This is a genomic window from Stackebrandtia sp. (assembly GCF_035643755.1).
GTDB lineage: Bacteria > Actinomycetota > Actinomycetes > Mycobacteriales > Micromonosporaceae > Stackebrandtia.
In genome coordinates, this window is the sequence record NZ_DASQPW010000311.1 from 1 (window position 1) to 6,670 (window position 6,670).

A 6,670-nucleotide genomic window follows, 5' to 3' on the forward strand; every position below is an offset into this window, starting at 1 on the left:
TCGGGCGGATCGGAAACCGGCGGGCACGGCGCGGCGGCGTACGCCTCCCCGCCGATGAGGGACTCGGGATCGCTTGGCGGGCCGTCGCTTCAGGGGCCGGCGGTCGCGACGCCGCATGCACCGATCCCGCCGACGCCCGCCACGCCGACGCCGACACCGCTGCCGACACCGAATCTCATCGCGATGCCGCCTACCGTCGCGCCGCTGCCCCCGACAGGCGTTCGCACGTCCCCGCCCCTCGGGACGCCACGGCCGACGGTCAGGCCCGTGATCGGTTCCCGCCCAGGGGTTTCCGGGCAGGCGCCCACGACGGTGGGCCGCACCCCCAACAGCATCATGCGCCCCGTGATCGGCAATCGTCCCGGCACCGCGACGAATCGACCCGCCCCCGCCAAGGGGCGGCTGATCGGCGAGGACGGCGTGGCGGGGCGGCGCGCCAGTTCCCGAACCACCGCCGAGCGCATCACGCGTTCCCCCAGGGTCTATTCGCCCGACAAGGATGTCAACCGCGGCGTGATCCGCGCCTCCCGCGTCCGGCAACGTCCCGAGTGGGTCGTGGAGCGCGACATCAAGTCCGATGTGGAACGCCTCGGCAGGCGGCCCGCCGAGCCCGACGAAGCGGTGTGCGAGGAGCTCCAGATCCGCCACGAGGCGCTGCCCGGCATCATCACCCCCGCGCCACCCCCCTCGGCCACGACATAACTCGGAGACGTCGAAGGGGCGGGACCACGCCCACAGGTCGGCGCGACTGGCTAGGGTCGGGCGGTATGAGCCAACGACTGCCCGCATCCGACGTCCAGCCGCAGCTTCCGGGCTGGCGGGTGCTGCTGCACAGCGTCTACGCCACCTTCGACACCGGCGACTTCAACGCTGGTGCCGCCTTCGTCGCCGAGATCGCGCGGCTGGCCGACGCCGTCGATCACCATCCCGATGTCGTGCTGCGTTATCCCAGCGTCAATGTGAGCATCCACAGCCACGACGTCGGCGGGCTGACCTCCCGCGACGTTCGCCTGGCGCGCCAGATCACCGAGGCGGCCGAGGCGCGCGGCATCGCCGTGGATTCGACGGCCCCGCAGGTCACCGAGCTGGCCATCGACGCGCTCGACATCGCGGCGGTGAGGCCGTTCTGGCGGGCGGTGCTGGCCTATCGCGACGGCGACAAGTCCGACGTGGTCGACCCGCGCGGCATCGGTCCCACGGTGTGGTTCCAGCAGATGGACGCACCGCGCGAGCAGCGCAACCGTATCCACTGTGACGTGTGGGTGCCGCACGACCAGGGCGAGGCCCGGGTGGCGGCCGCCGTGGAGGCGGGCGGTCGCGTCGTCAGCGACGCCGAGGCCCCCGCGTTCTGGGTGCTGGCCGATGCCGAGGGCAACGAGGCATGCGTGTGCACCTGGCGAAACCGCTCCGACTGATGCCGCGCCACGTCGATCGATACGAAGGGACGCAACATGTTCGCCAGCAGCTGTGACGAATACGGCGACGCCTCGGTGCTGCGGTACCGCGAGGCCCCGGACCCGCGCCCGGGTCCGGGCCAGGTGCGCATCCGGATGCGGGCGGCCGCGGTCAACCCCTACGACGTGAAGGTGAGGTCGGGGCTGATGCGAGGAGTCGCGACGACCGACTTCCCCTACATACCCGGTGGCGAGGCCGCGGGGGTCGTCGACGAGGTCGGCGGCGGCGCGCGCGCCGCCGTCGGCGACGCGGTGTTCGGGCTCGGCGCGGCCGCCTACGCCCAGTGCGTCGTCCTCGATCACTACGCGCCCAAGCCGTCCGGCTTCGACTGGCCGCGGGCGGGCGGGACGGCGCTGGCGGCGGAGACGGCGCTGCGCTGCCTGCGGCTGGTGGGCGTGGAGCGCGGGCACACGGTCGTGGTCGACGGCGCCTCGGGGTCGGTGGGCAGCGCGGCGGTTCAGTTCGCCGTCGACGCGGGCGCCGACGTCATCGGGACCTGCGGCTCGTCCAATGCGGACTTTGTGCGCTCGCTGGGTGCCCGCCCGATCGCCTACGGTCCGGGGTTGGAGCGGCGCGTCGGGGAACTGGCCGACCGGGTGGACGCCGGCATCGACACCACGGGCCACGGTTCGGTGGCGCAGCTGTTGAACCTGACCGGTTCGAAGGACCGGGTCGTCACCATCGCCGACTTCTCGGGCGAGCACGACGTGCACGTGACGTCCGTTCCCAGTGCCTTCGACGCGCTGGACAGGGCGGCGGCACTGGCGGCCGAGGGCCGCTACACGGTCCGGGTGGGGCGGACGTTTCGGCTGGCCGAAGCCGCCGAGGCGCACCGGCTGGCCGAGGCCGGCGGATCCGGCGGCAAGATCGTGTTGACCAACGACCAGTAGCCAGGACCGTTGTGCCGCAACGCCTTCAGGCGCTCACGGCCGGCGGTGCACCGCCGCGTAGGTCTTGCGCAGCGCGGCGAGCGACGCGTCGTAGGACGCCCGCGCCACCCCGGTGAACAGGCAGTCGACCACCATGAGCTGGGCGATGCGGCTTCCCAATGCGCCCGAACGGAACCGGGTCTCGCGGGCGGCGGTGGTCAGGACGATGTCGGCGGCGCGGGCCAGGGCCGAGTCGTCGTGGTTGGTGATGGCGATGGTGCCGGCGCCCGCCGCCGCGGCCAGGGTCAGGAAGTCCACTGTGGCGTCGGTGCCGCCCGAGTGCGAGAAGCCCACGGCCACACAGGAGGCGTCCATGGTGGCCGCGGCGCACAGGGCGGCGTCGGTGTCCTGCCACGACAGCGCGGTGCGTCCGATCCGGTTGAGTTTCTGCTGGAGGTCGAGGCCGACCAGGGCGCCGGCGGCGACGCCGAAGCCGTCGACCCGCCGGGCGGCCGACACCATTTCCACGGCGTGCGACAGGGCGTCGCGGTCGAGGATCTCGGCGGTGTCGGCGATCGAGAGGGTCTCGTTGGCGGCCACCTTCGCGATGATGTCGTCGACCGTGTCGTCGCGGTCGATGTCGCCGGAGGCGGCGGGCAGCCCGGCGGTCTCGAGCTGCTCGCGGGTGGACTCGCGGGTCAGGTCGATGCGCAGGTCCTTGAAGCGCCGGTAGCCGATGCGCTGGTAGAAGCGCACGACGGTCGTGGTGGAGGTGCGGCAGGCGGCGGCGAGCTCGGCGACGGTGCGGGTGGCGGCGGCCGCGGGGTTGTCCAGCAGGGCCTCGGCGATGCGGCGTTCGGAGGGCCGCAGGCCGGGTAGCGCGGCGCGAACCCGCACCAGGACCGTGCGGGAGTCGGTGGTCACCGTGGCTCCGTTCTTGACGAGGGGTCGGCTCGTTCGCCATGATATGGGACACAAAGTACACGGTTCCGAGGTTTGAGGTACTTTTATGCCCCGGCCCGAGCGTACCGTCCCTGACGTGCGGCGATACGCGAGGCCGCCGCCGCACCCACTGGAGGAGCGAGGTTCGATGTCACCAGGTTCGCGATTCGGTCGACGCGTCATCGCGGTCGTCGCGGCGCTCGCCGCCGCGGCACTGGCGCTGGCGGGCTGCTCCGGGTCCTCGGCCCGGCCCGGGAAACTCGTGATCGGCGTCACCACGGACGCGAATCAGCTGTTCCCTTGGAAGGCGACCCAGTTCCAGTCGGTGGGCGTGCTGCAGAACATCTACGGCACCCTCACCGAGTTCGACAAGGACCTGAAGGTGGTGCCCGGCCTGGCCAAGTCCTGGCACACCTCCCACGGCGGCAAGACCCTCACGCTGCGGCTGCGCCAGGGCGTGACCTTCGCCGACGGCAGCCGCTTCGACGCCGCGGACGTGAAGCACTCGCTGGACGCGATTCGCGACCCGAAGACCGCGGCGGTGTCGGCGTCCACATTGGCCTCGGTGACGAAGGTGACGGCGCCCGACGCCCACACCGTCCAGCTGACGCTGTCCGGACCGGACGCCTCGCTGCCGTCCAACCTCGCCTCGGTGAACATGGCGATGCTGTCGTCGAAGGACTCCGAGAAAAAGCTGTCGGCCAGGCCCAACGGCACCGGGCCCTTCGCCTTCGACAGCCGCAAACCCAGCCAGACGCTGCTGTTGAAGCGCAACGCCTCGTACTGGGGGCCGAGGCCCCAACTGGACAGCGTGGAGTTTCGGGTGATCCCCGACGACGACTCGATCCTGTCGGCGATGCAGGCCGGCAACGTCCAGTTCGCCGTGTTCGACGACCCCGTGGTCGGCCAGACCGCCGAGGACCTGGACCTCAAGGTGCACAAGACATCCCAGCTGAGCTACCACACGCTGCAGCTCAACGCCTCGCGCAAGAAACTGTCCAATGTGAATACCCGCCTGGCGATCCAGTGCGCCGTCGACCGCGAAGACGTCCTCGACACCGCGGGCTTCGGCCAGGGCGAGGTGACCGGCCCGGTCACCGCGCCCCACTACCTGTCCGACCCCGACGACCGGCCCTGCCCGAAGCGCGACCTCGCCAAGTCCGCGCGCTACCTCCACAAGGCGGGGCTGAAGAGCCTCACCCTGAAAACCATTGTGTCCCAAGGCGAGTACTCCACGTCCGTCGACGAGGCGCAGAACCTCAAGTCGCAGCTGGCCGACGCGCACATCGACCTCGACCTCGACGTCCTGGAGTCCGGCGCCTACGTCAACAAGTGGGTGGCGGCGGACTTCGACGCCGCGGTGGCGCTCAACGGCGGCCGGGAGGACCCCGACGGCATGTACGGCCGCTACTTCACCAGCAAGGGCAACCTCAACAAGGTCGCCGGGTACAGCTCCCCCGCGCTGGACAAGCTGTTCGCCCAGGGCAAGGCCGCCACCGGCGTCGCCGACCGCCAGCCCGTGTACAAGAAGGTCGGCGAGGAACTGGAGGACAACGCGGCGTGGATCTGGCTGTTCACCGGCTACACCTACACCGCCACCACCGCCGACGTGAAGGGGTTCACCCCCCTGGCCAGCGGCTCGCTGCAATACCTCCGCACCACCTCCGTCACCTGAGGCAACGCGTCCGGCCCCACGACCGGAGGAAAGGAAACGGCTCACCGACATGATCCGCACCATCGTCCACAATCGGGTGATCCAGAGGATCGCGCAGGCGGTGCTGACCCTGTTCGGCGTCGCGGTGTTCATCTTCATCATGCTGCGGGCCATCCCCGGCGACCAGATCACCGCGGGGCTCGGCACCGAGGCCGCCGCGCTCACGCCCGCGCAGCGCGCCGACCTGGAGTCCTACTACGGGATCGACAAGCCGCTGTTCACCCAGTTCTTCTCGTGGCTGGGAAACGTCTTCACCGGCAACCTCGGCTACTCCGCCCGCGCCCAGGACAGCGTCGCGCACCTGACGGCGCACGCGCTGCCGATCACCGCCGAGCTGGCGGTGCTGGCCATCGTCCTGGGGCTGCTGATCGGCGTGCCGCTGGGCATGCTGTCGGCGTCCAAACCGGACTCCGCGCGCGACGGCCTCGGCCAGTTCGTGGGGCTGGCCGGGCTGTCCATCCCGGCGTTCCTGCTGGCGACGCTGCTGTTGTCGCTGCTGGCCTCGTCGGTCGGCTTCAACCCCAACGGGGAGGTCTTCGCGACCCTCCTCGACGACCCGCTGCTCAACCTGCAACAGATGCTGCTTCCCGCGCTGGTGCTGGGTTTCGGGATCGCCGCGCCGATCATGCGCACCACCCGCACCGCCGTGCTCGAGGTGCGTTCGCTGGACTTCATCCGCACCGCCCGCGCCAAGGGCGTCGGTGCCCGGCGCCTCCAGGTGCGGCACGTGCTGGGCAACGCGCTGGTCCCCATCGTCACCATGACGGGGCTGCAACTGGGTTACCTGTTGGGCGGCGCGGTGGTGGTCGAGCAGATCTTCTCGATCCCCGGCATCGGACGCCAAGTGCTGCTGGGGATCCAGCAAAAGGAGTACGCGCTGGTGCAAAGCACGGTGCTGGTCATCGCGCTGGCCTTCGTCCTCGTCAACCTGGCCACCGATCTGCTGTATCGGGCCATCGACCCCCGGGTGCGCGCATGAGTGACCTGACCCAACCCGCACTGTCGACGCCGGACGTCACGTCGCCGCACCGGTTGCGCGCCCTGATGCGCAGCCGCAGCGGACGGATCGGCCTCGTCATCATCGTGGCGCTGGCGCTGCTCAGCCTGGCGGCGTTCGCCGGCCTCATCCCCCACGACCCGGTCGCCCAGGACCCGCCGTCGCGGCTGCTGCCGCCGTCGGGGGCGCACCTTCTGGGCACCGACCAGTTCGGACGCGACATCTTCGCGCGGGTCGCGGCGGGGGTGGCGAATTCGGCGCTGATCGCGGTGGTCGCCGTGGTCTTCGCGACCGTGGTGGGCACCCTCGGCGGGCTGGTCGCCGGGTTCTATCGCGGCGTGTCCGACGGCGCGATCGGCGCGGTCACCAACGTGCTGTTCGCGTTCCCGCCGCTGCTGCTGGCGCTGGCGCTGGCGTCGGTGTTCAGCCGCAACTGGTTCACCATCGCGGTGGCCATCGCCGTGGTGTACGTGCCGATCTTCGTGCGGGTGGTGCGCGGCCCCGTGCTGTCGCTGCGCGAGATCGAGTACGTCAAGGCCGCCGTGGCCACCGGCCAGCCCCGCTGGTCGATCATGCTGCGCCACGTGCTGCCCAACATCACCTCGATCATCATCGTCCAGGTGACGCTGTCGCTGTCGTGGGCGGTGCTGACCGAGGCGGCGCTGAGCTTCCTGGGGCTGGGCACGCCGCCGC

General features: G+C 70.9%; 7 protein-coding genes. 6 read left to right on the forward strand and 1 reads right to left on the reverse strand.

Features of this window, described 5'->3' with window-relative positions:
* Positions 1–267 precede the first annotated feature (267 nt).
* The 3 genes from VE172_RS24455 (at position 268) to VE172_RS24465 (ending at position 2,345) form a co-directional block, all read left to right on the forward strand.
* The gene (locus tag VE172_RS24455) at positions 268–702 is read left to right on the forward strand and encodes a dermokine domain-containing protein (protein WP_324804629.1); all 435 of its coding nucleotides are present in this window, start codon (positions 268–270) and stop codon (positions 700–702) included.
* 65 nt (positions 703–767) lie between these two features.
* Positions 768–1,415, forward strand: coding sequence for a VOC family protein (locus VE172_RS24460; protein ID WP_324804630.1), 648 nt, complete (start codon positions 768–770; stop codon positions 1,413–1,415).
* Between the two features lie 36 nt (positions 1,416–1,451).
* Positions 1,452–2,345 carry an NADP-dependent oxidoreductase gene (locus tag VE172_RS24465; protein WP_324804631.1) on the forward strand — a complete coding sequence of 298 codons (894 nt, stop codon included), beginning with the start codon at positions 1,452–1,454 and terminating at the stop codon, positions 2,343–2,345.
* A 33-nt stretch (positions 2,346–2,378) separates the two neighbouring features.
* Here VE172_RS24465 and VE172_RS24470 read toward each other — a convergent pair whose 3' ends face one another.
* A complete protein-coding gene (locus VE172_RS24470) occupies positions 2,379–3,248 on the reverse strand; it encodes a MurR/RpiR family transcriptional regulator (protein WP_324804632.1) in 870 nt (289 codons plus the stop codon).
* A gap of 166 nt (positions 3,249–3,414) precedes the next feature.
* Between VE172_RS24470 and VE172_RS24475 the strand changes: the two genes are divergently transcribed.
* From VE172_RS24475 to VE172_RS24485, 3 genes are all read left to right on the forward strand, one after another.
* Positions 3,415–4,941, forward strand: a complete 1,527-nt coding sequence (locus VE172_RS24475; RefSeq protein WP_324804633.1) for an ABC transporter substrate-binding protein — start codon at positions 3,415–3,417, stop codon at positions 4,939–4,941.
* Between the two features lie 49 nt (positions 4,942–4,990).
* Complete coding sequence (locus VE172_RS24480) at positions 4,991–5,959, forward strand: ABC transporter permease (protein ID WP_324804634.1); 969 nt, start codon at positions 4,991–4,993, stop codon at positions 5,957–5,959.
* On the forward strand, positions 5,956–6,670 hold a 715-nt coding region (locus VE172_RS24485), incomplete at its 3' end, for an ABC transporter permease (protein ID WP_324804635.1). The genes VE172_RS24480 and VE172_RS24485, both read left to right, overlap by 4 nt.

Excerpts from the sequence above, each read along its gene's own strand:
- VE172_RS24465 (WP_324804631.1), top strand. The coding sequence starts at position 1,452 with ATGTTCGCCAGCAGCTGTGACGAATACGGCGACGCCTCGGTGCTGCGG.
- VE172_RS24460 (WP_324804630.1), top strand. The coding sequence starts at position 768 with ATGAGCCAACGACTGCCCGCATCCGACGTCCAGCCGCAGCTTCCGGGC.
- VE172_RS24480 (WP_324804634.1), top strand. The coding sequence starts at position 4,991 with ATGATCCGCACCATCGTCCACAATCGGGTGATCCAGAGGATCGCGCAG.
- VE172_RS24475 (WP_324804633.1), top strand. The coding sequence starts at position 3,415 with ATGTCACCAGGTTCGCGATTCGGTCGACGCGTCATCGCGGTCGTCGCG.